Here is a 24,772-nt window from a genome sequence, read left to right as displayed (position 1 = left end):
GGTGTGATTAATCACTTAAAAAAGTTAATTGTAAGATACATAACTTAGTCTATAAAAAAAATTTTATGCGAAATTGTAAACTAATACTATGATTAAAATACTTCAATCAAAATGATTTACGAATATTATGACTAAAACCTTGAAAGTCAGTAATAAGTATAATATTAAACATTAACTGATCGATTGTAATATTCGTCGAGGAAAGATCAAATTTTTTACTTTTTAAAACAATAAATCATATTGTTATTTATTATTTACTAAGATAGATTGTTACAAACAAAGATTAAGCAAAAAATTTGATTTAATGTCAAAATAAATGAACAAATCTTTAACATTTATCAAGTAGTATCGATAGTGATAATCTTATTCTCCGTTTATACTGCCGCATAAAGCAATATGTTTAATAAGAATATTATCCTATTTAACTTCAATGCAGCACAGCAAGTGCTATTGCCTAATAATATACTTCAAGAGAAGTATTGGGAATTCAATCTTGAATGCAGAATACGATAAATATAATAGATAATACAATTATATACACTTTATTTAATAAGTAAAAACTTTTAAAATAATCGAAAGAAAAAATTTATTATTGCACATTCAATCACAATAGAAGTCCCAGACCTTTTTTAATTCACATGCATGAAATATCGCTGCTTCCTTGCCCTGTTCTGGACCACAATAGACACCTAGCTTGGTTAAATGTTGAAAAAATCCTGGTGCAGGCAATTCGTTACGAGTTTTAGAAATAACGATAGCTGCAAGCAGCGGTCGATTTTTCGCGACATCCTGTTCTATTATTAGCTCCAGTGCTATACAGGTTTTGTGAATAAAATATGGCCCAGGAACTTTAGCAGAACGAGCAAGATTCGCGTATGTAATTATACTTTTAGATCGTGCTAAATCTTTAAGTACTACACGCAACAAAGAAGCGACTATTTTTTCATTCATTTGTCAATAATGTTCTCTGCAATTAAAGTTACATTATTTGTAATTAAATGACTAAATCAACTTAGCCATTACAGTGGTATATTTTCTTAGTTTTCTGCATTAAAATTAGTGTAAGAAAAAGTAAAGTAGTAATTTGTTTATTGCTTTTAGGATAAAGAACTTTCTTATTTTATCGTTTTTTCTAAACCTAAACAGCATTTAGGTTTATTGTATAAATTTTGCAGTAAGTTTGTGCAACATTTGAATGGTAAAATTTCAAGTAAGGAGTAAAACATTGCAAAATTAAAAATTAATACTCAATAAATGATTAAGAGTAGAAAGCAATATTGTATAATTGACATTTAATATTTATTGACACAAACACTTTGATTGTAATGGTGTATCAAGCAAGCAGTATAAGTTCAATGCGCTATTAGCTTGACAACAAAAAATTTAAGTTATGCATAATGTTGTTTGCATTCGCGTGAGTAATAACAAAAAAAATACGATAGATAAATCAATTATATAAAGGCTAGTGGAGATAATTAAAAGATTAATAAATTAGCGATCTGTTAATTATTGCAAGTACTAGTTAGATAAAAGTCAGCTAATTATAATGGATAAACAATATATAATTAGATATATTATATATTGTTTATCCTAATTGAGATAATAATTATTATACTTAATTTAAGTAAGAAAAACATACTATACCATGTTATTACTAGTAATAAAATATGTTGCATTGATGAATAATCTATGTAATAATAAGTCAGTATAATTATATTAACAACTGTCAGTTGTAGATAAATATATTAAATGACATCCATAAAATGGATAATACAAAACATTTATTTATATTATATTCAAAAACATTAAAATTAACACAATCGAGTAATTATCCGTATGCTTTAGAGCTATTTCGGTTGTTATACCATCAATAATAAAGCTGTTGACTAATGTTATGCTGGTAGAATATTGGATGAGAAATACAACCATTATATAATAAAATTACATAAGCTATCTTTTTAAAAATAAAAGCAATGCCTAGCAAGCAATTATTATTCCATTAACGCATAATTAAGCAGCATTTTCTATACCATAATTGAAAAATTTTCAACACAAGCATTAATCTCACTAAAAATTTATTTAAAAGTTAAATTAAATACCAAGCACCGATAATTTCCATTAAGGTACTTAGATAATGAAGTAAAATGATTTGATCATCAAATCAATACAAAAAACTAAATTAACATTTATTGTAAATAGACATTTACAATAAATGTCCTGAACGCTTGGCCTTGGTTGCTAAATAACGCTCGTTATGGCTGTTAGAAGCAAAAATGTGAGGTACACGTTCTACTACCTTAACTCCACAAGCGGCGAGTTGGTTAACTTTAGAAGGATTATTAGTCATTAAACGAACTCTATTAATCCCAAGTTGGCGCAACATTTCAGCAGCCGGAAAATACACCCTTTCATCATCGTCAAAGCCTAATGTCGTATTAGCTTCTACCGTATCAGCTCCAAGATCCTGCAAAGTATAAGCTCGCAGTTTATTAATCAAACCAATATCTCGCCCTTCCTGAGACAAATACAGTAAAACACCTCCACCACTATCAGCTATTTCACGAATAGCACCACGAAGTTGCTCTCCGCAATCGCAACGAAGGCTACCTAATAAATCTCCGGTTAAACAAGCAGAATGAATACGTATCATGATCGGTTTGACATTGCTGTCTTGATTTCCGATACGAATCGCAACATGCTCAGTCCCACCATCCATCGGACGAAAAGCGATCACTTCACAATGCTCAGCATCAGCCATTGGTACCTTTGCCGTTGCTGCACGTATTAGCCTATGAGCACTAGTTTCAGCAAAACGCTCAATCTCTACAGCATCAACTACTAGCAGTGTCAATTCCCGAGCCCAAGCAGTAATAGTCGAGGCTGAAATGCCATGTACTGAAGCAACTAATGCGCTGGGAAGTAAGCGAGATAACTTTACTAGCTTTACTGCAGCAGTTGCTGGCGTATCAGCTCTTTCAGGCAAAGCTGTAAGACCAGATGGAATACAAGCATGACGTGTCGGATCTGCAAGATCCAAGACAGAGTCAACATCCAGATCATGAGCCATAGCGACTGATACAGCTGGCGCTTCGGTGCCCGAACCAAGAACTGCTACCGCCCGATTGCGCGTCAATACCACTCGTGGCTCGGAGCCTGCTATAGCCGACATTTGGCTTATAAGTTCACGTGTAGCCATCTCACTACCAGCAGCTATCGCCAGACGATCAAGATCGCGGCTAGCACGAATAGCCACCAATCCACCACGCCGTAATTCAGCAATAGCCCGGTCGACAGCGATTTGCCCTGTTGCACGCACAAAAGGCCGAGCTGAACTATTAGATTCAATAGATGAATTACGAACAGCAGGCATATCATCCTACATGATGATCGCGATCAATTAACATTGGAGCAAAGCTCTCCTAGAGAGCTGAATAATAGTACTATAGTTTTGCGAATGCCGCATTAACGTAATTAACTAAACTCTAAAAGGTTTATGATAGCTAGCAGCTGCATAAAATATAACTTTTTAATATTTTATATTAAAAGTTATGCATAATTACTAGCGGATTAAATCCGTGTTAAGTACATCCTATAGTTTATTATACGTATATAAAAATTAAGTTATGTTAATGCGTTATTGATTCCACAAGCTAAAATAAAATTATATGTTCTGTCACTATTAATCATGCGATAAATTTATTATTCTTAAGCTGATTTAATCAGTATATTAGAGCCTAATACAAAACAAATACTAGTAAGGCAAGTCTAACTTTAAATTTATTTGCTAGAGTACTGAATTTTGCTAGATAAGTGAATAGATATTCACTTATCTAGCAAAATTCAGTTGTATTAAAATCTATTGAACCTAAATTTTTCTACCGTTATAATCTATTTCAAGTCGAATTACTGGCTAAAGTTAGTTGTTTTTTTGGATGTGAAAGTTATGTAATGATAATTTGCTATTTTTTGATGCTTCGGGTAGTCGTAGACTAAACCAACAAACTCGGAGACTAGAATGACATCCCCTAGAGTTGGCATTATAATGGGCAGCCAATCAGATTGGTCAACCATGAGGTATACATGTGAAGTATTAAATGATTTAAAAATCTCGTATGAAACTCGGATTATTTCGGCTCACCGCACCCCAAAACGTATGATAAAATATGCTGAAACAGCTAAAGATAGGGGATTAAAAGTGATTGTTGCTTTTGCTGGCGGAGCTGCGCACTTACCTGGCATGATTGCCTCTATGACAACCTTACCGGTATTAGGGGTGCCGGTAGAAAGTGATATTTTGTCTGGTTGGGATAGTTTATTATCAATCGTGCAGATGCCTAGTGGTATTCCGGTTGGGACCTTGGCGATTGGTAAGGCAGGGGCAATTAATGCTGGGCTAATGGCTACCTCTATCATTGCATTATCCGATCCTAAGGCTGATATAGCTCTAACTACCTGGCGTAAAGCGTGCACTGAGTTAGTTGCCGAATTTCCTCTGATAGAAGAGTGCGAATCATGATTAATGTTCCTCTCTCAACAAATGCAATAATAGGTATTTTGGGAGCTGGACAACTTGGGCGTATGACTGCTCTTGCCGCAGCATCACTTGGCTATATTTGCCATATCTACGATCCGCATGCTGAAGACAGTCCAGCAGCTCAGGTATCATTTGCTGCAACATCAGCTGCCTGGAACGATTGGGCCGCATTAGATGCTTTTGCCAAATCCGTAGATGTAGTCACTTTTGAATTTGAAAACGTACCTTGTGTTACTGTTGAATACTTGATGAAGCGAGTCATGGTACGCCCCACAGCAAAATCGCTAACAATTACACGTCACCGAATTCTGGAAAAGAGATTTATTCGCGATAATGCACTGGAAACCGTAAATTTTTTGGGAGTAAGATCGTTAGATGAATTGATTTACGCTTTAACAGTAATTGGTGTACCTGCGATCCTAAAGACTTGCCAGTTTGGTTATGATGGCAAAAGTCAAATACGAATTGACTCAGATTCTATCTTGGCGACCGCCTGGAAAGATTTGGGTAGTAGTGAAGCTATCTTAGAGAAAGAGGTTGAGTGCATTATTGAAGTTTCAGTTATAGCGGCACGCAGCACAAAGGGCAATATTGCATGCTTCCCTGTTACTGAAAATAAACATAAAAATAGTATCCTTCGTCGTTCTTCGGTGCCTGCTAATATTTCCGAAGTAATGGCCAAAAAAGTTAACAAGGCAGCTGAAACTCTAATCGCCGCTTTAAACATCGTAGGATTATTAACAGTAGAATTTTTTATAACCGATTCTGGTAGAATTTTAATTAATGAACTTGCACCCAGGCCACACAATTCAGGTCATTGGACCATGGATGGTTGCGCCACTTCTCAATTTGAACAGTTTGTGCGTGCAATCGTCGGCTTACCACTAGGTTCAACTGATATGCTCGTAGCAAGCGAAATGCTTAACTTAATTGGAGACGATATTAACCATACTTCAAGTTACCTGCTAGATCCTTTTGCTCATGTACACCTATATGGCAAAAAGGAAATTCGTCCCGGGCGCAAAATGGGCCATATTAATAGAAGACTTGTTAATATCTAGAGTAAGATATGCATCGCTAAATAATTTCACAGAACATTGAATATTTTTTTATACTTTTCAGCATCTATTTCCATATTGTCTTAGCTTTTATCGTTTTACCTTTACTTGCAGTAATTATTCCTCTTTAGCTAAATAATATTACTTCTAATTTAATAGGCAGAAAGGAACCTATTCTATCAACAACTTTAAAATATTTCCTTTGGAAATATTTTGTTTTTTTATTTTAAATCCTGCTGGAAGCAAAGGGCGAACATAGTATATTTAAATATAAAATCCACTTGGAGCTAACGTTAGGCTTCCCTGTAATTTTCACAAGCGAATCCTTTAATTGCGCATAAACAATTGCTCTTAAATATTACTTGGATTGTCTCTCAGAGAAATTAATAAATTGTTGGCAATAATAGCCCTCTAACCATTGATAACAATTTATCTGCCTATACGATAGGCCTTGTAGTAATTTGTTCATTAATATGATCAACGTAAATATTTAGATTATTGTATACGATCAAGCAGAATCTGTTTCTTTATTGCTGCTAGATCAATTTTATTATCATTAGCCACCTCTTCAATGCGTTTCAGCAAGTTTCCAACCCAATTCTTGTCTACCGGAGTATCAGCGACTAATAACAACCACTGTCGTAATGCGGAATTAACATCGCCTGCTTGTAACGCTGCTAAGGCTAAATAATATCTGGCACGAGGATCACCTGGAACGATCTTTAATATATTTTGAAAAATCTTATAAGTTTTAGCGCTAACAATTCCATGGTCAATGCGTACCATAGTTTCAGCCATTTCACCCATTGCCTCAGATTTACCACCAAGTTTAATAGCTTGGCGAAAAGCAACAATAGCTTGTTTAAAATTTCCAAGCTCCGACCTGGCTCGACCAAGTAACATCCAAGCATCCAGATCGTTCGACTGAACGCTAAGGCGATTTTCTAGATTACGTGCCATCTCCATGATGTTGCGCTGCTTTTGAACAAATTGAACTATATCAGCCTCTATCTCCTCTGAGCGAATCGATAGCGGTAAATCAGGCATCCCCGGATTGCCTACACTCAGATAGAGTAAGCTAGTTGTCAATGGTAAGAAAATTACGATCAATGCGGCAAGTATAAAATCGTATCGTCTATTAGTAGATAATGGAACAAAAGTATCTGCTACGTTAATTTCGGCTAGCATACACCGCTCTACCTCTATTCGATTAGCATTAGCTTCCTCCTTGCTAATGACTCCGAAAACAACGTCACTCTCTATTTCAGCAAATTGATTTTTTAATACAGCTAGCTCATATGCTGCTCTTGGAATTGATGCAGTATGCTGGCGCAATAGCGGAATAATTAAAACAAGCACTACAATAAACATTAAAATACTAGCAGCCACCCAGAACCAAAAAGTCACTATGATCTCCTGTTATTTTTATGCTTGCCTAAAAATTTTACCAAACGTATTCGCTCCTCTGGAGTTAATGGTACAGGTGCAGCTGATTTATAGCGTCGAGAAAAAGAAAAAATTAATACGATAATACTTAGAATAAACAACCCGACAGGGCCATACCAGAGCAGCAAAGTACCGAATATCTTTGGCGGTTTTAAAAGAATGAATTTCCCATAGCGATTAACTAGAAATTCAAAAACCTGCTCATCGCTTTCTCCAGCCATGACTCGTTCGCGCACCAATAAACGCAAATCGTGAGCCAATTCAGCGTGACTATCGTCAATTGACTGATTCTGACAGACAGGACAACGAACATTAGCACTAATTATACGAGCACGAGCCTCAAGAATAGGATCGTCAATCATTTCGTTAGGTTCTACAGCAAATGATGATTCAGTGCTAATCAATAGAAAGTATAAAATAATTAACGGAATCATTGCGCTAACTTATTCAACAAAGGTAATAAAATGTTTTTAATCATCCTACTACTTAATTCACCAACATGTCGGTAGCGAATAAATCCATTACTATCAATTACATAAGTTTCAGGCACACCATAAACACCAAATTCAAGGCCAGTACGACCATCGTGGTCTACACCTACTATTTTATATGGGTTTCCAAAATTAGACAAAAATCGACGTATCGTCTCCATGTCATCCTTATATGCTATGCCATAAATGCTTACACCATTGCTAGCGATAGTCTTCAGTTCTCTAATTTCAGTACGACAAGGAACGCACCAAGAGGCAAAAAAATTCACTATCACTAGCTTACCCATCAAATTATCCGATCTTAGTCGGGGAGCTTTAGGATATAATCCAGGCAAATCAAAAATAGGAAATCGCTTGTTTAACAATGCTGATGGCAGCTCTTCCGGTTTGCGATCTTCCAAAATTGGCCAGACCAAGACAGCTAGCAAAATGATAGCTATAAGGATTGGTACTATCGAAAGAAAACGATACATTGAATCACTGATCTTCTCGAACTATTAACGCTATCATCGAATGATGGCGCATGACCCCTGAAGACGAATGCGTAAACGAGAATCGAGAAATGACAGCAAGCCTCCCAATGACATTAAAAAACTTCCAATCCAAATCCAAACTACAAAAGCATTGTAATAAATTCGTATAGTCCACTTATTGCGCGCAACTGCCTCACCTAAAACAGTATAAATATCACCTAAAGGTCGAATACACAGCCCAACCTCAGTTGTTTGCTGACCTTCTATGGGAAAAAATCTACGTTCTGATTCAATCACTTGTCCATTTTCCATAACAAATTTACCCACATATGAATCGTAATTAACCCCCTTTCCCGCATTCACACTTTGAAAAGTTAAAGTATGTCCGGCAATTTTTATCTTCTCTCCAGGAGAAGCGTACCGCACAACCTCTGTGCTGTAAAAGTTATTACCGACAGCACCAAAAATAAATACCGCCAATCCAAAATGAGCGATAGACATCCCGTAGGCCGAACGGGGTAATACAAGCGCACGAGATAAAGAGGAAAAAAGTGATACTCGAAATAAACGCACACGGTGAGCCCATTCAGTTAATACAGACAACATTAGCCAAACTGCCAAAGCCAGGCCAAACATCGCACCGATTGGCACACCCCAAAGAAATACAAATACCATAAATAAACAAACTGTTGCAAAAAATACATTTTTTACAACAATTACTAAATTGTCACGTTTCCATGTCAAAAATGGGCCAACACCGACAGCTAAAATCAACGGCACCATAAGCGGTACAAAAGTAGACTCAAAAAATGGTGGACCAACAGAAATTTTCTCTCCAGAAATACTCTCCAGAAACAAAGGATAAATTGTACCTATTAGTACAGTAGTTGCTCCAGTTATCATAAAAAGGTTGTTTGTTATCAAAGCGCCTTCACGACTGATGAAGAAAAAAATTTCACTACTTTCTATAGCCGGCGCTCGCCAAGCATAAAGAAATAAAGAACCAACGATTGTAACGGAAAGTAGAACAAGCATGAAAATACCACGTTGAGAATCAACAGCAAAAGAGTGCACGCTTGTCAATACGCCTGAACGTACTAAGAAAGTACCAAGCAACGAAAAGGCAAAAGCAACTAAGGCCAACAAAACAGTCCAGCGTTTAAGAGCGTTGCGCTTTTCCAGCACAATTACCGAGTGCAATAAAGCGGTAGCCACTAGCCAAGGCATAAAACTAGCATTTTCAACTGGATCCCAGAACCACCATCCTCCCCAGCCAAGTTCGTAATAAGACCAAATAGAGCCAAGTGTGATTCCTGCAGTCAGTGCCACCCAAGCGGCTAAAATCCATGGACGCACCCAGCGTGCCCATGAACGACTAACACGACCTTCTAAAAGAGCAGCTACAGCAAAAGAAAATGTAGTTGAAAGACCAACATAACCTAAATATAGTATAGGAGGATGCAGAGCAAGACCAATATCCTGCAGTAAAGGATTTAGTCCACGTCCATCTATTGGAGCTGGAATCATTCTGACGAATGGATTAGAAGTAAATATTATAAATGTTAAAAAACTAGCACCAATTAAACCTTGTATTGCTATGACCCGCGCACGTAAAATTTCTGGCAAATTAGCTCCAAAAATCGCCACAGAAGCCCCAAAAAAAGATAGAATTAACACCCAAAGCAACATGGATCCTTCATGGTTTCCCCACACGCCTGCAACTTTGTAAAGCATAGGTTTTAGAGAACTAGAGTTATCAACTACATTAGCTACAGAGAAATCCGAGGCCACGAACGCATTAATCAATGATCCAAAGGATAGTACTAGTGCAGTAAATTGAACAATAGCAGCTGGACAAGCAAAAGATATTAATCTAGGCTGTTGACAAGCCGTACCATAAAGAGGAATTATCGTTTGAAATACTGATACAACTAAAGCTATGACAAGCGCCATGTGGCCAAGTTCCACAATCAAAAATTATTCCTCCAATTTTTTGTGTTTTATTTTATATACTTTCAGTAGCTATTCTATTTTGATTATTTAATAGCAGTAGCTAAATTCCTGGGCATATAAGTCTCGTCGTGCTTGGCTAATACTTCATCCGCTTGGAATACAGCGTTATGCAAATAACCTTGAGCAACTACGCCTTGACCCTCACGAAATAAATCAGGTAAAATTCCAATATAGCGAATAGTTAGACTAGTATTACCATCGGTGACCTTGAAACGGATCTCTGCGTCAGAAGGCCCCCGTTGCGTAGAACCATCCTCTACCAGCCCGCCAACACGAATACGCCGTTCCGGATTGATCTGCTTTGATTGCAGCTCAGTTGGAGTAAAAAAGAAAACAACGCTATCTTCAAAGGCAATAAGCACTAAAGCAACTGCGGTAGCGATAAAAGCAAGACAGCCAATTAGCATGGTCACCCGATATTTTCTATTGCTCATCTTATTTTTTCCGCATTGGCTACTGAAGCAAGCTCTACATTAGACCTATTTTGATGCATGTAAATCAAATCAGCCTCACAGCGGCGCGTAATACTCCAAGAGTTTATCAAAATACCTAACAATATGAGCACTGCCAGACCATAAGAAGGCCAAACATAGGCCGCATATCCACCCATAGAGAAATAGTCCATTCCCAATTCTCCTAAGATCGCATAGTACAATTTGTGTATAGCAAGCGGTACAATTACAGCATTGTAAACTACAAGAACAAATTCAAGTCCGATAAAGAATATCTTAGTAGCATTTAGTGGGCACAGGACAAAAGCAAATGTATTTTTGATTATCTAGACGTTGCAGCCATTCTCATTTGACGTAAAAGTCGTCCAGCGTATAAACCGCGCAACCGAAGAATCATCATCACCACAAACAAGGAAAAATATGCACATCCCATTAACAATAAAGGCAGCAACATTTCAGGCGCTATTGATGGGCCATGTATACGCAACAAGCTAGAAGACTGGTGTAGAGTGTTCCACCAGTCGACAGAAAATTTAATGATTGGCACATTAATAGCGCCAACCAGTGCCAAAACTGCACCAGATCTTCCACCTCGATCTGGATCTTCAAAAGCATTAACCAGAGCTATATAGCCTAGATAAAGGAAAAACAAGATTAACACTGAAGTTAAACGAGCATCCCATACCCAACCAGTTCCCCATACTGGTTGCCCCCAGAAAGAGCCAGTAACCAGAGCGATCAACGTAAAACTTGCACCGATCGGTGCAGCTGCACGAGCAACAAGATCCGCCAATGGATGATTCCAAATAAGAAAAGTAGCGCTCGCCGTTGCCATAATTAGGTAGCAAATCATTGCACCCCATGCAGCGGGTACGTGTACATACATAATTCTTACTGTATCTCCTTGGAGATAATCTGCTGGGCTTTCAATTAGAGCGTAGTACAATCCAACAGGAAACATTCCCGCAGATACTACACAGAATATAGGCAAAATTGCGTTAGCAATACAAAAAAAGCGGTTCATATTGCTAGGATAGTGCATAATATACTCCTAAATATCTCACTTAATTTAAGTGGCATCATTATGTTCTAATCTATTAGTTATTGCGACATTTTATAATAAATTTGAATAATTACAATGTATACTAATACATTGTAACATAAATGATTTAGATTGTACTGATGTTCAGTTTATAAATTTAGTAGATTTGCTATTCATAATTTAATTCGGCTTATGATTTTATTTTAAAAAACTTAAATCAGATGGTATTTTTAAAAAAAAAAAATTAACTTCGATAAATTAAAAATAATACTTAACGCCATCAAAATACCTGCGCTACTAAGCATAGCGCAGGTATTTTGATGGCGTTAAGTTAAAACAAATATAATGCCTCTCCTTAATAAATTTTTAATGTATAATACATTATTGATAATTTACCTATACTTATAACTAAATCATAGTTCTATATCGAGAGCTTATGCAAGAAATACCTAAGACAATAAAATTATCTATATCATTGTTAATAATAAAATAATAGCTTCTATTGTCAAAACTTATACTAAATATTTTGTAATTAATATTTATTCCCAATAGCCTTATGCTAAAAAGCTATTATAATATTCCTCTCCATAATATATAGAGTAATTCTAAAACAACCAGTAATGCTTTTGCTCAAATTTTCTGAACCTTTATATACAAAAAATATTTATATTTATTCTATTTAAAATAAAACAGTTAAAGCTGTCGTGCAATTAATTGCCTTGGCTTGTTCAAGCTATTCATCTATGAATTTAAATCTGAACAACAAAAAAATTAACATAATGATTTAGCTTTGTAAGGGTATTATCCCTGAAATCATTAAAAATATCAAAGATTTGAAATGCAGATAATAATCTTTAATTAATGTATAACATCTTTTATCTACGCTTAGTGATGTTTGTATAGTATAATACAAAAGGTCAAAAGAATATTGTACTATATGAATAGTTACATAAAATTATTAGTTAATTGCATTTTTAAGCTGTATTCTTGTAATTAGATGAATATTAAATAATCCTTAACTGATAGTATTTAGCGTTAATTGCTAAAAATTAAATTGAATATTGTTTTAATCAGACTTATAAATATTACTTGTGATGCTTGATAGCTATTAATTTCCATAAAAATAACCAATAAGATTATTAAATACCATACTCGATTTACGATATAAAATATTTTATTTACTGACTATATACTAATAGTAAGAAAAAATCAAAAATATACTTTAAATTAAAGTACTTTACATTTGAATAATAATTCAAGTATTTAATGCTTAAACGATTGGTAACTGTGAATTTATTTCTAGCTGTTATCATTCGCGATTTGCAGCTTGCTCGACATCAGAGCACTGATATCGCCATGACGCTCGGTTTCTTTATTCTAGTAGTTGCTTTATTTCCCCTTGGACTTGCTTCTACTCCAGATCTTCTCGCTAAAATAGCACCGGCAGTATTATGGGTTACCGCATTGCTTGCGGCAATATTATCGTTTGATCAATTATTTCAAAAAGATTATGAAGATGGTTGGCTAGAACAACTTACATTATCTGGCCTACCTCTATCAATGCTAGCTTTAGCCAAAGCATGTGCTCATTGGCTAACAACCGGCCTACCGATGCTATTGCTAGCTCCACTTTTAGCTATTGCTCTGAATCTTCCATCAAAATCTTTTCTTATCACAATTTTGACTATGCTTTTAGGAACTCCTGTTATTAGTCTATTCGGCACTTTAGGGGCAGCATTAGTAATAAGCGCTCGTCGCCCTGGTTTACTGATAGCAATAATGATTTTACCATTACTAATCCCAGTACTTATCTTCTCAGTTTCCGCAATCGAGGTTACTGGAGACTGGTTAGCGATTCGTGTACGCCTTTTATTCTTAGGCGCAATACTATCTGCAGCAATTCCTCTAGTAGCAATAACTGCGAGTACGGTTTTGCGCCAATCGCTAGAATAATTATTTAAACTATTGAGCGAATGATATTATCAATATAAAGAAAAATATTTTAAAGATAAAAAAATATTCATTAATAAACAAATTGAATAATCATTAAGGGCAATGAGCTTACAATTAAAATGATTGATCATCATTTAATCTGTTAAATTTACTTCAAATTTTTTGAAGATCTCAATGTAAATGATCGATTAATATTTCAAATTATTAATTTGTTATTTTCATAAATGAATTAAAATTCATTTATGAAAATAACATTGCAATTGCGGTTAATTTTTTTTTTTGAAAACTTGATTATTATAGACTTCTACGAATAGCTGAATTTCTTCATTAATAACTGCTTACAATTTACTTAATCTTAATCGGTATTCTTGGGTGCTGTTGTAGTACTAAAATTCAACATTAAAGTAGATAATCAGTATTTTAATCAATGCAAATGGATACATCAGTAACCAATTATGACGCATCGTAGTTATTGACTCAAAATAAAACATAAGATCTTGTCTTTCAAAATAACAATAATAGCCGGACCAACTCATGAAGCTTAGCAATTTTTAAAAAATAGCTACACCAGGAAAAATTAACTATATATCACAAATACTAAGCAATCCTAAGTTATTTAGCAATAAATGATATTAACATTTGTATTGGGCCAATAATAAACCAATTGCAAATTCAGCTTTAAATAACAAAGCGAATGGATTCATAAAGAAAAAAGGATATAGTCAAATAAGGCAATCAAGTCTACTCTATATGAGTTTTAGGATTATTTAAGAAAGCATAATCTAGAACTTTTGATTATCATAGGGCGGCCAATCAGTGCTAGGGCAATAATAAATTAAGGTATTCTATTAATTAGTATAATTGGAGTTAGTATGCTACATTGATTTACTTAGCTAGTAATGCTTTTTGCTAGGATAATTTCTAAAATACATGCTCTAATTAAATTTTAGTTTGACAAAAGTAAAACATAATGGTTTGACAATACAACAATAGCATAGCAAAATATCCCCTAAGTCTTAATCATTATAGCTTGCGATGCAAGCTATAATGATTACTTTCTTTGAAAGTTTTTTTTCTTATCTTACATAAAGATAGAGAATAGGCTGTTGTCTGAAGCATGAACATTGATAATGAGATAAAAAAATTTGCCGTGATTGGTGCAGGGGCGTGGGGTACAGCACTTTCGATCATTGCTGCCCGTGGTGTCGGATCTAATGTTACTTTGTGGACTCGTAATCCAGCCTTGTCAGCTGCTATAAATCAAGATCGAATGAATATTCAATTTTTAGCCGGCTACAATATTCCCGATAATGTGATTGCAACTTCTAAGATAGCAGAAGCTGTAGCTATATCTGACGCGATTATTTTAGCAGTTCCCTCTCAAGCTATTCGCAAAATTGGCAAGATGATATACAATATAGCACCTAAAAATGTCCCGGTTGTCTTGGCTAGTAAAGGAATAGAACATAAGTCAGGCAAGCTAATGTCAGCTGTTGTAAGTGAAGAAATGCCTGGTCAACCTATCGCCGTCCTGTCTGGCCCAAGCTTTGCCTCAGAAGTTGCTGGTAATCATCCAACAGCAGTAACTATAGCTTCAGCAGATGCTATAGTTAATCCAGTTGGATCATTGGCGCATAGGCTATCATTGGCACTCGCAACGCCGTCTTTCCGCCCTTACATTTCTGATGATCTAATAGGCGTCGAGATTGGAGGAGCTGTAAAAAATGTAATTGCTATCGCTAGTGGGATTGCTAGTGGCTATGGCTTTGGAGCCAATACTTGGGCTGCAATAATCACTCGAGGGTTGTATGAAATTAAGAGCCTTTCCCGGGCCTTAGGAGGGCGGGATGAAACCTTAACAGGTTTATCAGGCATTGGAGATCTTGCCTTAACTTGCTCTTTTGAGCAATCCCGTAACTTGTCATTTGGGAAAGCATTAAGTAATCACCAATGCAAAAAGACTTTGCTCAGTAGTAACCAGGCTACTGTAGAGGGTATAGTTAACGCAGTTTCTGTTACTGACCTCGCTAGAAAATTAGGTGTGGAGATGCCAATATGTGAAGCTGTACGTTCTCTTGTATCGGAGGATTTGGAAATTGCGGAAGTAATCAAGCGTCTTATGCAACGTCCACTAAAGGTAGAGGATGCTGTTCGTAGAAATTGCTGTATTTCACGATAATGAGAATAAATTCTTACAAATGAACTATTTTGTGATCTAAGTGAAATGTTTTTATAATACTCTGCCAATGTGTTATCTTCTCTAGTTGCCCACATAAGTCACAAACTTTATTTAACTAAAACAATAATATAGATATCATATTATATCTATAATATGATATTAATGCTGAGGTAGCGTGGCTATTCTTTAGCTAAAATAAATTGATTATCTTTATGATCCTATCATCTATCCCTACGATGACAAATATTCATTATTGTAACAATAATGCTAATTTAGTTAGATGTTTTTTACACTTGTTTTCCACTCTAAAGCTAAAAGTACACACCCTAAATTAATCCATACTTATTATTAATTATTGGATAACGAGTATTTATTAATATTATTTTGTTCAAAGTAGAATTCGCTAGTAAAAATACATGCACATATTTTTGTATTATATCTGTGTAATTCAGTACATCATCTAAACCGCCCCAAAGCTAATAATTTATACACACTAAAAGTTAAAAAATAAATGGATCATAAAATCTTGTAAAAATGTACTTTTATAGAAATTTTTAAGCTAAATTAAAGCAACAAAATACATATTGTACTCTAAAAATAAAAATATCAAAGTGATGATAAAATCACGATTTTTTTAATTTTTAATTCGTGCGCTAAAATTATGAGCAAGTTTATTAAGGCGAAGAATTATTTTTATCAAATCTAATCTCGTAGATGAGATGTAAAATTTAGTTATTTAGGTTGAAGAATAGGATCGTTAGTCTAGGATAATAAATATCCTAGTGAATTAATATTAGTATTTTTTTATTTTATAAATTTACGGTATATTATTGATATAGTGTAAATTTTAGAGTATTTTTCTTGAAGCTGTGATGAATATCACCATAATGTAGTACATCCTATAGAATAGTAAAATTCGCAATCGTTGTATAGGATAGATTCGAAATACTTTATGTATTAATATAATTATTTTTTATTTAAATTTTTTTTAACCAAAGCTAATTATGCTGCTTTAATAAGCTAACAGCTTTTAGACTAAAAAATTACAAAATTAATTATAATTAATAACTAATGATATAATTTCTTTTAGTATTGTTATTTCATTAAAATAATATAACAGAATTTTCCTAAATTAATTTATATTTTTGATAATTTTTATAATTACTATGAGAATGCGTACTCGTGCTTTAACTTTGCAGTAACACAGCACTAAAAATCATTATTCGATTAAACTACGATCATTCTTTTGAGATAAGGCTTATTCATATATAAGCTTTATCTTTCATAGATTAAGAGCAAAGCTTATTAGTTAATAGATATTAAGAGTAATACATTACTAATGGTGCTACAATGAAATAAACAAATGTAGTTAAATTGATTTATAAGAATTATTAAATTTATCAAACATTTTATCCATCATTTAAGATGATGATTACTGATCAGTATTGGCGTCCATAATTGATTTTTACAATCAATTAATCAATATAAATTTTATATTAATTAGTAATGTACAAAGAAAAATAAAACTTATTATAGATTTATCCGCTAATAAAAACATATTACATAATCTTTTTAAAAAGTAGCTTGACTAGCAAAAAAACAGATAACAATAAAAGTTAAAAATAATAAACTAGGCTAGTTTTACTCTGATTTACTCAAAAGAGATTAAATATTTTCAATAACCGTATGAACGTGATTCAAAGGGCCATAACCAGCGGTTTTATACCTTGGCGCAGTAGCAATAGCTGTAAAGACGTATTTACGTGCCCGCGATACTGCATCTTTCATAGATAAGCCCTGGGCTAAGCCTGTAGCAATAGCTGAAGCTAATGTACAACCCGTTCCATGAGTATTATTGCTGTTAATTCGTGGACTTCTAAATTCATGCAAATTGTCTTTTGTAACCATTAAATCAATCACCGTTTCTGACAAGAGATGTCCTCCCTTCAATAAAACTGCCGAAGGACCAAGTGATAAAAGTAATTCAGCGGCATGGTACATATCATCCAAATTATTTATTGCTAGACCAGTTAAATATTCAGCCTCAGGTAGGTTAGGTGTTAACAAATGCGCTCGCATTATTAATCTATCCTTAAGAACTTGCATAGCATCCAGATCAAGCAAAGGACATCCCCCCCCCTTTGCTATCATTACAGGATCAACTATCAATGGGATATCTCTAGCCTTATTTTGAATTACATCGACAATAACATCAATCACTAAACCAGAGTGTAGCATGCCAGTTTTAATCACATCAGTACCGATATCATCAAGTATAAGTTCAAGCTGCTTACGCAAAAAAGTAATTGGTACTGAATGGATATCAAACACACATTTGGTATTTTGGGCCGTTAGTGCTGTAATCGCGGTCATAGCATAACCACCAAGCGCAGTAACAACTTTAATATCAGCTTGAATACCTGCGCCACCACTAGGATCAGATCCAGCAGCAATTAAAACACGTCCTTTTGTCAATCTTGACATAACATTTTTTTAATCCATCGTTTTTTTTTTTGCAACTTGCTCAATTGCCTCCACTACCATTTCTACCGCAGACAGGACTTCTATTTCATTTTCACCCTGTGCCATAACTCTGATCAAAGGTTCTGTGCCTGATTTACGGATTACTAAGTGATCATTATCAGCAAACTTTGCCTTGCTAGAGGCGATCGCAGACTTGACAGAATCGACAGCCAAAGGATCTTCGCCAGCAAATCTAACATTACGCAAAATCTGAGGCATAGGCTCAAAAATCTTAGAAACTTGGGATAATGGCTTTTCAGCACGTTTCATTGCAGCTAGAACTTGTAAGGCAGCCGCTAAACCATCACCAGTAGTACCGTAATCAGCCAAGATCATATGTCCAGATTGTTCACCGCCAACATTATAGCCACCCGCACGCATTGCTTCGAGCACGTATCGGTCACCTACTTTAGCCCGTACCAACTTAAGACCAATCCCCTTAAGGTAATTCTCTAAGCCAAGATTAGACATTACTGTAGCTACTATACCCCCACCGCTAAGCCTACCATCGCCCAACCAAGAGCTACCTATTAAGCCAAGAATCTGATCACCGTCTAGTTTGTGTCCAGTTTCGTCAGCTAAGATCAATCGGTCTGCATCACCATCAAGAGAAATGCCAACATCAGCACCCTCATTACGAACCAGGTCAATCATAGCTTCCGGTGCGGTAGCACCACAACCATCGTTTATATTAAACCCGTCTGGTGATACGCCCATAGAGATTACTTCAGCACCAAGCTCAAACAAAACACGAGGTGCTGCTTTGTAAGCAGCTCCATTTGCGCAATCTATAACAACCTTTAAACCATCTAGGCGTAAATCTCTAGGGAAAGATGACTTAACAAACTCAATATAGCGACCCTGCTGATCCTCTAAGCGACTTGCTTTCCCTAGCGCCTCAGAACTGCTTAATGGTAGACTTTGCCAATGAGTAAACATTTCTTCAATCTCAGTTTCAACCTCATCTGATAACTTATAACCATCTGGGCCAAAAAGTTTAATACCATTGTCATAGTAAGGATTATGCGAAGCAGATATCATCACTCCAAGATTAGCACGCATAGATTGAACTAGCATAGCAACAGCAGGAGCAGGCATCGGTCCAACAAGTACTACGTCCATACCAATTGAGGTGAAACCAGCCGCCATTGCTGTTTCCAACATATACCCCGACAACCTAGTATCTTTGGCAATTAAGACCAAGTTACGGCGACCATGGTTACTATGAAACCGTGCACCGGATGCCATTGCTACAGCCATGGCAATAGCTGGGGTTATCGGTTCCACATTTGCGCGGCCGCGTATTCCATCTGTTCCAAAAAGCTTGCGTCCCATGAGTATATAGCATACGTTAACAATTTTTATGCAATAGTAGTATATCGCCACTTAACAAAATAGATTAAAGCATTGGGCTTATGATGAATTAATAATCGCTCGACGTACAGCAAATGCCTGTGCCGTTTCCGAAACATCATGTACACGAACTGCTTGAACTCCAAGCTCAAAAGCTGATAAAGCTAAAGCAATAGAACCAGGTAAACGAGCATCAACTGGCTCATTGCGAGACAATGCACCAATCGAACTCTTGCGTGATCCACCAAATAAAATTGGCCTACCCATTCCATGAAACATCGTTAGCCAAGCTGTGATTAACACATTATGAGATACACTCTTGCTAAATCCAAAACCAGGGTCTATTATTAATCTCTCTAATGCAATTCCAGCTCTCTCCGCAACTGCTAAACGCTCGGAAAGCTCGTCATAAACTTCAATTGGCGCACAACTATAATGGGAATTAATATGCATGGTTTCATGCGTACCTCGCATATGCATAAGCACAATTGGACAATTATTATTAGCTAATAATTCTCGTGCATTAGAATCATACATTAAGCCAGAAACATCATTAACAACCTCTGCCCCAGCTTCTAAAGCTGCATACATTACTGAAGCCTTGCGAGTGTCAATAGATATTCGATATTTTTCAACAGCAAGCGCCTCAATTACTGGAACTACCCTATCAATCTCCTCCGCAACCGTAACTTCAGTAGACCCTGGTCGAGTAGATTCTCCGCCTATATCTAAAATATCAGCACCAGCTGCGGCAAGCTGACGTCCTCGTGATATTGCCTTATCTCGTGCAGCAAAACGTCCACCATCAAAGAAGCTGTCCGGCGTTACATTAATTATACCCATAATAGCTGGAATAGCATTATTCAATATAGGAGAGCGAGGCTTTGTAAAGCATTCTAACATACCTAGCGGCAAGAAAGCTGAGTCAAGTTCAGGCACATTTACATTCTGTACACGTAAACCATTAGCTTCCCGACAAATCAATTGCAAAGCACGAAAAGCAATTGGTCCACCAGCTAGCAACAAAGCGTCACCAGAATCCACCGCAGTTTTAGCCATCGGGCCATACAATAAATCGATTGGGCGAGCATATTCTGGGTTAATTATCGCCGACAAGGAACAACCACGCCCTGGTGAAGGCTCACGGATAATAGGAAAATTCATAAAAAAAGAAGATTTAATTTTAATTATTTTTTAAAATTACGATGATAAATAATCAAAGCTCTTTAAATCAGATATTCCGTCAAGATCTAGGAGAGGATCATACAATAAAAACGTTCAAGCTTCAATAAAAAAGTATTATACTATCATCTTTAGCAAAGATTGTAAAAAAATAAAATAGCGTAATTTAAATAACTTGCGATCTATCAAAGTATTGCATACTTACGGGAAAAGTATTATTGACTATAATCCAATAAACTCCGTGCAACTATGCTTATTAAAAAGTATAAAATGTAAATTATCTATGTAGAATAAAATAAACAAATCAGCAAGATATTATATGCTTAATGCTTGATCAATTAATATACAACACTTATACGTAGCATAAAGAAAGTTCGTCAATAGAGCATTAAATATCCGAAAATGTAGAAATGCATAAATCCATTAGTTCCATCAGTCAATAAATAGACAAAATAATACAATCACCACAAGATAGGTATCTTTGAGTTAAATAACACTAACTCTTTTAGACCTTTATAGCCTAGCTTATTGTCAAAATAAACTTAATGAAAAATTCAGACACCATGTTTTTATTGCGTATTCTTGTCTAAAAGTAACTATATTACAGTTTCATTTACCTATTTTGCTAGATAGGTTTATCAATACAAATTAAAGACACTGACAATTGTTAGCAATCACCAGGCTGTGGATTAGGTCTAATACCACCAGCATTATTACTGTTCGTAGCAGGAGGAACACCAGTGCTGCCACCAGGTGGTACAGATGCTCTACGACGACGACGATCTGAGGCGCTAGGCTTTTTAGAGTTTTCATCAGAACCGCAAGAACGATCAATCGATCCGTTTATCAACAATGCGCGAATCTCATTACCAGAAAGACTTTCGTATTCCAACAATCCTTTAGCCAAAGCATGCAAATCATCTATATTATTCTCTAATATTCGGGCAGCATAGTCATAGGCACTATCAGTAATTCGGCGAATTTCCTCATCAATCACGTTAGCAGTCGCCTCAGAAACATTAGTTTGCTGATTAACTAAATGACCTAAAAACATTTCAGATTGATCTGCCGAATAAGCTAAAAACCCGAGTTTATCACTCATTCCCCATTCTCTAATCATCCGGCGAGACATCTCTGATACCATGCGAATGTCAGAAGAAGAACCAGTAGTTATTTGTTCGGAACCAAATATCATGTATTCAGCAATACGTCCACCACAAGCAACACACAAATCAGCTTCTAGCTTTGCACGTGATAAAGATATTCGATCACCCTCAGGTAGGCGTACAACCATACCTAAAGCTCGACCACGCGGAATAATAGTAGCTTTATGAATAGGATCGCTATTAGGGCAATGCAAAGCGACTATAGCATGCCCTGCTTCGTGGTAAGCAGTAAGCTTTTTTTCATCGTTTGTCATAACCATAGAGCGACGCTCCGAGCCCATCATCACCTTATCTTTCGCTTCCTCAAACTCAGTAACACCAACTACGCGCTTTCCCTTACGTGCGGCTAGCAAGGCAGCTTCATTCACTAAATTAGCAAGGTCAGCGCCAGAAAACCCTGGAGTACCACGTCCAATAGTGTGTGCATCTACATCGGAAGCAATTGGTACTTTACGCATGTGAACCTTTAAAATTTTTTCACGACCAAGAATATCAGGATTCAACACGACAATTTGGCGATCAAAACGACCAGGACGCAAAAGAGCTGGATCCAAAACGTCTGGCCGATTAGTAGCAGCGATCAAAATGACACCATCATTTGACTCAAAGCCATCCATTTCAACCAACAGTTGGTTTAAAGTCTGCTCACGTTCATCATTACCACCACCCATCCCAGCACCACGATGACGACCAACTGCATCAATTTCATCGATAAAAATTATGCAAGGAGCATTCTTTTTACCCTGTTCAAACATATCGCGCACACGACTAGCACCAACACCTACAAACATTTCAACAAAATCAGAACCAGAAATAGTGAAGAACGGTACATTAGCTTCGCCCGCAATAGCACGGGCAAGAAGAGTTTTACCAGTGCCAGGAGGCCCTACTAATAAACATCCCTTAGGAATCTTGCCGCCCAACCGACGAAATCGTTGCTGATCTTTAAGAAATTCAACTATCTCTTCCAATTCAGATTTTGCCTCATCAACACCAGCAACGTCGTCAAAAGTAACACGCCCAGTTCTCTCAGCTAACAATCTAGCGCGACTTCGACCAAATCCCATAGCCTTCCCTCCGCCTCCCTGCATCTGACGCATAAAGAAAATCCAGACAGCGATAAAAAGCAACATAGGGAACCAGCTGAGTAATATTTGAAACAATCCTGATGTGCCATCGTCAAGCGGTTCTGCAGAAATCCGCACACCGGACTTAGTAAGTTGTGCAACAAGATTAACGTCCTGCGGAGCATACGTACTAAAAGTATTACCATCGACAAACTGGCCAGAAATTTCTTGTCCTTGAATTGTAACCTGACTAATACGACCACTTTCAACTTCAGACAAAAATTCCGAATAGGCTAAATTGCGTTGACCGGTGTGGGACGAAGATCCCTGAAAAAGATTGAATAACGCTATACACAAAACGCCAATAATAACCCAAAGAGCAACATTTTTACCAAAATTATTCACATTCTTAGCCTTCCATTAATCTTTAGGCCACTGATCGATTGCGCACGCAAGGACATCAAAAAGATTGTCACCCCAACATCTTTCGAGTCTACTGCATCTTGTTCGCCTGATACAAGGTGGGGGAGAGCAATTGATCCGTCAAGGTTAGTTACAAGCGGCCAAGCTATACGAGCTGGATACGGTAAATTTTGCACTTCTTTCGATAACATCAAAAACAATTCAGAACACTTAATTTGACGCCACCCATTCGCACCACATGAACCTACACTTATTGTACAGTTGGTCTTGTTGCGTATTAAAAAACGACCATCCCAACATGCAATTTGGCCAGCACGTACAACAACAGGCTGCGCACAAGCAACCTCCTCCCGCATTACAATAAGACTACCGTTATCAATTTGGAGTAAACAGCCACGCAAAGTACGCCGCCATACAGCTGACTTTCCAGTTATCCACTCTATCAGCCTCGTCATTGCCTCGCTGCTCGGTGGATGACCAAAGCCGCCCACTATATTAAATACGCAACGCAAAACAACAGCAGTGAAGTAATCCGGCCCAGCTTGCAGTGAAAATAGATCGAGTCGGCAAGTACCACAGGCATAGACCACAGCATAGCGAGCTAACCAGCTACCGACTATCTTCCTCATAGCACAACGAGCGATACCCATAGCGCTAGATAGTCGAGTTAAACGATCAACCGTTAAACCTATCTCAGACAAAGCCGGTTTCAAGTGCCGTAACTTTGCGCGAGCAAAGCGCAAATCTTCATTAGAAGGATCATTGATGTAGTCAAGACTAGCTGCCGTGCAAGTAGCTAAAAGTCTATCCTTTGGCACAGACAAAAAAGGCCTAGCCAACCGCAAACCATTCCGAGAAGTGACCAGTGACATACTAGCAAGTCCTTCTGGACCAGTGTTACCATTTATACGATGCAATAATGTCTCTGCTTGATCATCGCGATGATGAGCAAATAGCATAGTGAGCGCACCAGCACGATAACAAGCCTCGGAAAGCAATGTGAAACGAATATCACGAGCAGCTGCTTGTATTCCTGTAGCTGGTTTAGTTCCATGCCAAGTTAGTACTTGGTGAGTATGCCCCATTGCAATAACTCTCCGCGCAACTTCAGCAGCTTCATTTGCAGATTCTTGACGCAAAGAATGATCTACAGTAAGTACTAGTAACTCCCTTTTTCTTTGCCGCGCCCAGAGATCCGTAAAATACAACAAAGCCATGCTATCAGGGCCGCCTGAAACAGCTAAAACTACTGGTCTCTGTAGATTAAGGTCATCAGCCATAACGATGTCTAATAATTCGATCGCATCGGCATCATGCAGCGGTGTTTGACCTAGAGAAGATTCTTTTTTCACAAACTAACAAGTTACGCAATACCAAATCATTAACTAAAAAATGCCAATTAAACTAAACTAGCCCA

18 protein-coding genes are annotated in these 24,772 nt (G+C 36.6%); 4 read left to right on the top strand and 14 right to left on the bottom strand.

Features of this window, described 5'->3' with window-relative positions:
* Nucleotides 1-600 precede the first annotated feature (600 nt).
* Both A1OE_RS01515 and ribA read right to left on the bottom strand, forming a co-directional pair.
* Nucleotides 601-951, bottom strand: a complete 351-nt coding sequence (locus A1OE_RS01515; RefSeq protein ID WP_015088235.1) for a hypothetical protein — start codon at nt 949-951, stop codon at nt 601-603.
* Nucleotides 952-2,203: 1,252 nt separating this feature from the next.
* Nucleotides 2,204-3,370, bottom strand: a complete 1,167-nt coding sequence (gene ribA, locus A1OE_RS01510; RefSeq protein WP_015088233.1) for a GTP cyclohydrolase II — start codon at nt 3,368-3,370, stop codon at nt 2,204-2,206.
* A gap of 645 nt (nt 3,371-4,015) precedes the next feature.
* On the opposite strand from ribA, the gene purE reads away from it, so the two are divergent.
* Together purE and A1OE_RS01500 are read left to right on the top strand one after the other, a co-directional pair.
* Nucleotides 4,016-4,516 (top strand): 5-(carboxyamino)imidazole ribonucleotide mutase, encoded by a 501-nt coding sequence (gene purE, locus A1OE_RS01505; RefSeq protein ID WP_015088232.1) that lies wholly within the window; start codon nt 4,016-4,018, stop codon nt 4,514-4,516.
* Nucleotides 4,513-5,595: a 5-(carboxyamino)imidazole ribonucleotide synthase gene (locus A1OE_RS01500; RefSeq protein WP_015088231.1), complete on the top strand. Its 1,083-nt coding sequence runs from the start codon at nt 4,513-4,515 to the stop codon at nt 5,593-5,595. The genes purE and A1OE_RS01500 overlap by 4 nt, the downstream gene beginning before the upstream one ends.
* Before the next feature lie 492 nt (nt 5,596-6,087).
* Here A1OE_RS01500 and ccmI read toward each other — a convergent pair whose 3' ends face one another.
* The 7 genes from ccmI to A1OE_RS01465 all read right to left on the bottom strand — a co-directional run bounded on the left by ccmI (nt 6,088) and on the right by A1OE_RS01465 (nt 11,509).
* Nucleotides 6,088-6,999: a c-type cytochrome biogenesis protein CcmI gene (ccmI, locus tag A1OE_RS01495; protein ID WP_044283220.1), complete on the bottom strand. Its 912-nt coding sequence runs from the start codon at nt 6,997-6,999 to the stop codon at nt 6,088-6,090.
* The gene (locus A1OE_RS01490) at nt 6,999-7,472 is read right to left on the bottom strand and encodes a cytochrome c-type biogenesis protein (protein ID WP_015088228.1); all 474 of its coding nucleotides are present in this window, start codon (nt 7,470-7,472) and stop codon (nt 6,999-7,001) included. The genes ccmI and A1OE_RS01490 overlap by 1 nt, the downstream gene beginning before the upstream one ends.
* Nucleotides 7,469-8,002, bottom strand: coding sequence for a DsbE family thiol:disulfide interchange protein (locus A1OE_RS01485; protein ID WP_015088227.1), 534 nt, complete (start codon nt 8,000-8,002; stop codon nt 7,469-7,471). Before A1OE_RS01485 ends, A1OE_RS01490 begins: the two co-directional genes overlap by 4 nt.
* A 33-nt stretch (nt 8,003-8,035) precedes the next feature.
* The gene (locus tag A1OE_RS01480) at nt 8,036-9,976 is read right to left on the bottom strand and encodes a heme lyase CcmF/NrfE family subunit (RefSeq protein WP_044283218.1); all 1,941 of its coding nucleotides are present in this window, start codon (nt 9,974-9,976) and stop codon (nt 8,036-8,038) included.
* A gap of 62 nt (nt 9,977-10,038) precedes the next feature.
* Entirely contained in the window at nt 10,039-10,449 is a 411-nt protein-coding gene (ccmE, locus tag A1OE_RS01475) for a cytochrome c maturation protein CcmE (RefSeq protein ID WP_015088225.1), read from the bottom strand.
* On the bottom strand, nt 10,446-10,640 hold the full coding sequence (ccmD, locus tag A1OE_RS01470; protein WP_044283217.1) for a heme exporter protein CcmD: 195 nt from the start codon (nt 10,638-10,640) through the stop codon (nt 10,446-10,448). Before ccmD ends, ccmE begins: the two co-directional genes overlap by 4 nt.
* A 149-nt stretch (nt 10,641-10,789) precedes the next feature.
* Nucleotides 10,790-11,509: a heme ABC transporter permease gene (locus A1OE_RS01465; protein WP_015088223.1), complete on the bottom strand. Its 720-nt coding sequence runs from the start codon at nt 11,507-11,509 to the stop codon at nt 10,790-10,792.
* Between the two features lie 1,266 nt (nt 11,510-12,775).
* Here A1OE_RS01465 and ccmB point away from each other — a divergent pair.
* Complete coding sequence (ccmB, locus tag A1OE_RS01460; RefSeq protein WP_015088219.1) at nt 12,776-13,462, top strand: heme exporter protein CcmB; 687 nt, start codon at nt 12,776-12,778, stop codon at nt 13,460-13,462.
* Between the two features lie 1,117 nt (nt 13,463-14,579).
* On the top strand, nt 14,580-15,641 hold the full coding sequence (locus A1OE_RS01455) for an NAD(P)H-dependent glycerol-3-phosphate dehydrogenase (RefSeq protein WP_044283216.1): 1,062 nt from the start codon (nt 14,580-14,582) through the stop codon (nt 15,639-15,641).
* Nucleotides 15,642-17,306: 1,665 nt separating this feature from the next.
* Here the strand turns inward: A1OE_RS01455 and thiD are convergent.
* The 5 genes from thiD to tilS form a co-directional block, all read right to left on the bottom strand.
* Entirely contained in the window at nt 17,307-18,125 is an 819-nt protein-coding gene (gene thiD / locus A1OE_RS01450; protein WP_015088212.1) for a bifunctional hydroxymethylpyrimidine kinase/phosphomethylpyrimidine kinase, read from the bottom strand.
* 9 nt (nt 18,126-18,134) lie between these two features.
* Entirely contained in the window at nt 18,135-19,499 is a 1,365-nt protein-coding gene (gene glmM / locus A1OE_RS01445) for a phosphoglucosamine mutase (RefSeq protein WP_015088211.1), read from the bottom strand.
* A gap of 78 nt (nt 19,500-19,577) precedes the next feature.
* Entirely contained in the window at nt 19,578-20,681 is a 1,104-nt protein-coding gene (gene folP / locus A1OE_RS01440; RefSeq protein WP_015088210.1) for a dihydropteroate synthase, read from the bottom strand.
* A gap of 685 nt (nt 20,682-21,366) precedes the next feature.
* Nucleotides 21,367-23,337, bottom strand: coding sequence for an ATP-dependent zinc metalloprotease FtsH (gene ftsH, locus A1OE_RS01435; protein WP_015088208.1), 1,971 nt, complete (start codon nt 23,335-23,337; stop codon nt 21,367-21,369).
* On the bottom strand, nt 23,334-24,707 hold the full coding sequence (gene tilS, locus A1OE_RS04140) for a tRNA lysidine(34) synthetase TilS (RefSeq protein ID WP_015088207.1): 1,374 nt from the start codon (nt 24,705-24,707) through the stop codon (nt 23,334-23,336). Before tilS ends, ftsH begins: the two co-directional genes overlap by 4 nt.
* Nucleotides 24,708-24,772: the final 65 nt, after the last annotated feature.

The sequence above is a fragment of the Candidatus Endolissoclinum faulkneri L2 genome, from assembly GCF_000319385.1.
Taxonomy (GTDB): Bacteria; Pseudomonadota; Alphaproteobacteria; order Thalassobaculales; family Thalassobaculaceae; genus Thalassobaculum; species Thalassobaculum faulkneri.
The sequence above is the reverse complement of the archived record's forward strand: the minus strand, read 5'-3'. Positions and strand labels throughout refer to the sequence as shown.

Excerpts from the sequence above, each read along its gene's own strand:
- A1OE_RS01515 (WP_015088235.1), bottom strand. The coding sequence starts at position 951 with ATGAATGAAAAAATAGTCGCTTCTTTGTTGCGTGTAGTACTTAAAGAT.
- ribA (WP_015088233.1), bottom strand. The coding sequence starts at position 3,370 with ATGCCTGCTGTTCGTAATTCATCTATTGAATCTAATAGTTCAGCTCGG.
- purE (WP_015088232.1), top strand. The coding sequence starts at position 4,016 with ATGACATCCCCTAGAGTTGGCATTATAATGGGCAGCCAATCAGATTGG.
- A1OE_RS01500 (WP_015088231.1), top strand. The coding sequence starts at position 4,513 with ATGATTAATGTTCCTCTCTCAACAAATGCAATAATAGGTATTTTGGGA.
- A1OE_RS01490 (WP_015088228.1), bottom strand. The coding sequence starts at position 7,472 with ATGATTCCGTTAATTATTTTATACTTTCTATTGATTAGCACTGAATCA.
- A1OE_RS01485 (WP_015088227.1), bottom strand. The coding sequence starts at position 8,002 with ATGTATCGTTTTCTTTCGATAGTACCAATCCTTATAGCTATCATTTTG.
- ccmE (WP_015088225.1), bottom strand. The coding sequence starts at position 10,449 with ATGAGCAATAGAAAATATCGGGTGACCATGCTAATTGGCTGTCTTGCT.
- ccmD (WP_044283217.1), bottom strand. The coding sequence starts at position 10,640 with ATGGACTATTTCTCTATGGGTGGATATGCGGCCTATGTTTGGCCTTCT.
- A1OE_RS01465 (WP_015088223.1), bottom strand. The coding sequence starts at position 11,509 with ATGCACTATCCTAGCAATATGAACCGCTTTTTTTGTATTGCTAACGCA.
- ccmB (WP_015088219.1), top strand. The coding sequence starts at position 12,776 with ATGCTTAAACGATTGGTAACTGTGAATTTATTTCTAGCTGTTATCATT.
- A1OE_RS01455 (WP_044283216.1), top strand. The coding sequence starts at position 14,580 with ATGAACATTGATAATGAGATAAAAAAATTTGCCGTGATTGGTGCAGGG.
- thiD (WP_015088212.1), bottom strand. The coding sequence starts at position 18,125 with ATGTCAAGATTGACAAAAGGACGTGTTTTAATTGCTGCTGGATCTGAT.
- glmM (WP_015088211.1), bottom strand. The coding sequence starts at position 19,499 with ATGGGACGCAAGCTTTTTGGAACAGATGGAATACGCGGCCGCGCAAAT.
- folP (WP_015088210.1), bottom strand. The coding sequence starts at position 20,681 with ATGAATTTTCCTATTATCCGTGAGCCTTCACCAGGGCGTGGTTGTTCC.